Source organism: Bacillus sp. AFS001701 (assembly GCF_002559405.1).
In the GTDB taxonomy this organism is placed as follows: domain Bacteria; phylum Bacillota; class Bacilli; order Bacillales; family Bacillaceae_G; genus Gottfriedia.
In genome coordinates, this window is sequence record NZ_NTZO01000539.1 from 1 (window position 1) to 2,351 (window position 2,351).

2 protein-coding genes are annotated in these 2,351 nt (G+C 31.5%); one reads left to right on the forward strand and one right to left on the reverse strand.

All coding sequences use genetic code 11. The features are described 5' to 3' along the window. Window positions 1–289, reverse strand: a 289-nt coding sequence (locus CN514_RS22330; RefSeq protein ID WP_141529485.1) for a hypothetical protein, incomplete at its 3' end; no start/stop codon positions are given. 221 nt (window positions 290–510) lie between these two features. Between CN514_RS22330 and pepF the strand changes: the two genes are divergently transcribed. Continuing rightward, a complete protein-coding gene (pepF, locus tag CN514_RS22335; RefSeq protein WP_098234457.1) occupies window positions 511–2,322 on the forward strand; it encodes an oligoendopeptidase F in 1,812 nt (603 codons plus the stop codon). Window positions 2,323–2,351: the final 29 nt, after the last annotated feature.

The window sequence follows — 2,351 nt, forward strand, 5'->3', positions numbered from 1 at the left end:
CGGTTAAATTTTTATTTTTTGTATCTAATAAAATTTTCTTATTTGCAGTACCATTTTCATCTGTTTTAATGGTAGTTTCGTAGATTACTTTCTTTGTATCATCATCTTTAAACAGAAGATTAAATTTAGCATTTTTAGGAAGTGATGATTCCACTTTAATCCCAACAGTTTTGAAATCATATGTACCTTGTGGTTTAATAGCTAAATTTTGTGGAGGTTTTTTAATTGTACATGCTGAAAGTGCAACAGTTGCGAAGGTTAGTAAACAGACCATTTTAAGTTTTTTCATTCGTTCTTAAAAAAACTCCTTTCTAGGTAATAAAATTTATTTCCAAAATTATTTGTAAAAGTTAAAATTTTTAACCAAATTCAAATTAATTTTATCAAAATAATGACAGCTTGTGCAGTAAAATTGTTAAAATTTTCAATTTTATCGAATAATTTCACCATTAAAATGTTTTTATACAGTATAATAGACTCGTACCAACTACTACTAAAGGAGGCAATTTGATGGAAAAAATGTTAGTAAAACGTTTAACACGTGCTGAGGTTCCAACAGAAATGACATGGAAATTAGAGGATTTATATCCGACTCGTGCAGAATGGCTAGTTGCTTTAGAACTAATTGAAAATGATTTAGTAGAGGCGAAATCGTTAAAAAGTTCTGTCCTTAAGTCTGCTGAATCTTTAAAAAAGGCATTATTAACTTATGAATCAATTATGCTTCAATTAATTCGTTGTGGTACATATGTAAGCTTACGTCAGTCTGGAGATGGTTCAGATTCTCAAAATCAATCTGATAGTTTACAATTTTCAAGCTTAAGTACAAAAGCAAATACAACTTTAACGTTTATTCAGTCAGAGCTTTTACATTTAAATAATGAAATGTTAGAGGCATTTATTAAGGAAGAAAAAGAAATTGAGGTTTTTAAATTATTATTAGAAGAAATTATTGCATCTAAAAAACATAGATTACTCCCTGAAACTGAAGAGGCTTTGGCTGCACTTGGCGAAGTTACTTCTGCCCCATATCGAATTTACCAAACTAGTAAGGCCGCTGATTTAAAATTCGATTCCTTTGAAGATGAAAATGGAAAAGAATTAGAAAATTCGTTTGCTATGTTTGAAAACTTATATGAATTCTCTCCAAATCATACAGTGCGTAAACAAGCGTATGAATCTTTTACTAAAACACTTACCCAATACAAAAATACATATGCTTCGATCTATGCTACGCAAGTAAAAAAAGAAGTCGCATTAAGTAAATTACGAAATTATGACTCAGTTACGAAAATGCTACTTGAAGATCATAAGATATCTTTAGAAATGTATCATAATCAATTAAATATCATCTTTAAAGAACTAGCACCACATATGCGTAGACTAGCTAACTTAAAGAAAAAACAACTTGGACTTGAAACAATTCATTTTTATGATTTAAAAGCACCACTAGATCCAGATTTCAACCCAAGTACTACTTATGAAGAAGCAAAAGAAACGATTTTAAAATCACTAGAAATTATGGGACCTGACTATGTTTCGATTATGGAAAAAGCGTTTGATGAGCGCTGGATTGATTATTCCGATAATGTTGGTAAATCAACAGGTGCATTTTGCTCTAGTCCGTATGGAGTGCATCCATATATTTTAATTAGCTGGCAGGATACTATGAGAAATGCATTTGTACTTACTCATGAACTTGGACATGCTGGGCATTTCTATTATGCAAACAAATATCAACGTGTTGTAAATACTCGTCCATCTATGTATTTCGTTGAAGCACCATCAACTTTTAACGAGATGTTATTAGGTCAATATTTATTAAAACAAACGAATGATCCAAAAATGAAGCGTTGGGTCATCCTTCAATTATTAGGTACTTACTATCATAATTTTGTAACTCATTTACTTGAGGGTGAGTTCCAAAGAAGAGTTTATGAACTTGCTGAAAAAGGTACGCCTCTTACAGCGACAACATTCTGTGAAGTTAAAGGTAATGTTCTGAAAGAATTTTGGGGAGATTCTGTAGAAATAGATGAAGGTGCAAGTTTAACTTGGATGCGCCAACCTCATTATTATATGGGCCTTTATCCATATACTTATTCTGCTGGATTGACTGCATCTACTGCTATTTCACGAAGAATTGCCTCAGAGGGCCAACCAGTTATTGATGCATGGATTGAAGTATTAAAAACAGGTGGATCGAAAAAACCAGTTGAACTATTAAAAATGGCTGGCGTTGATCTAACTACAAGTGCACCAATCAAAGAAGCTGTTGAGTATGTTGGTTCATTAGTGACTGAATTAGAGTCTCTTTTCTAAAAATATCAAAAAAAACCTAAATTATTTTA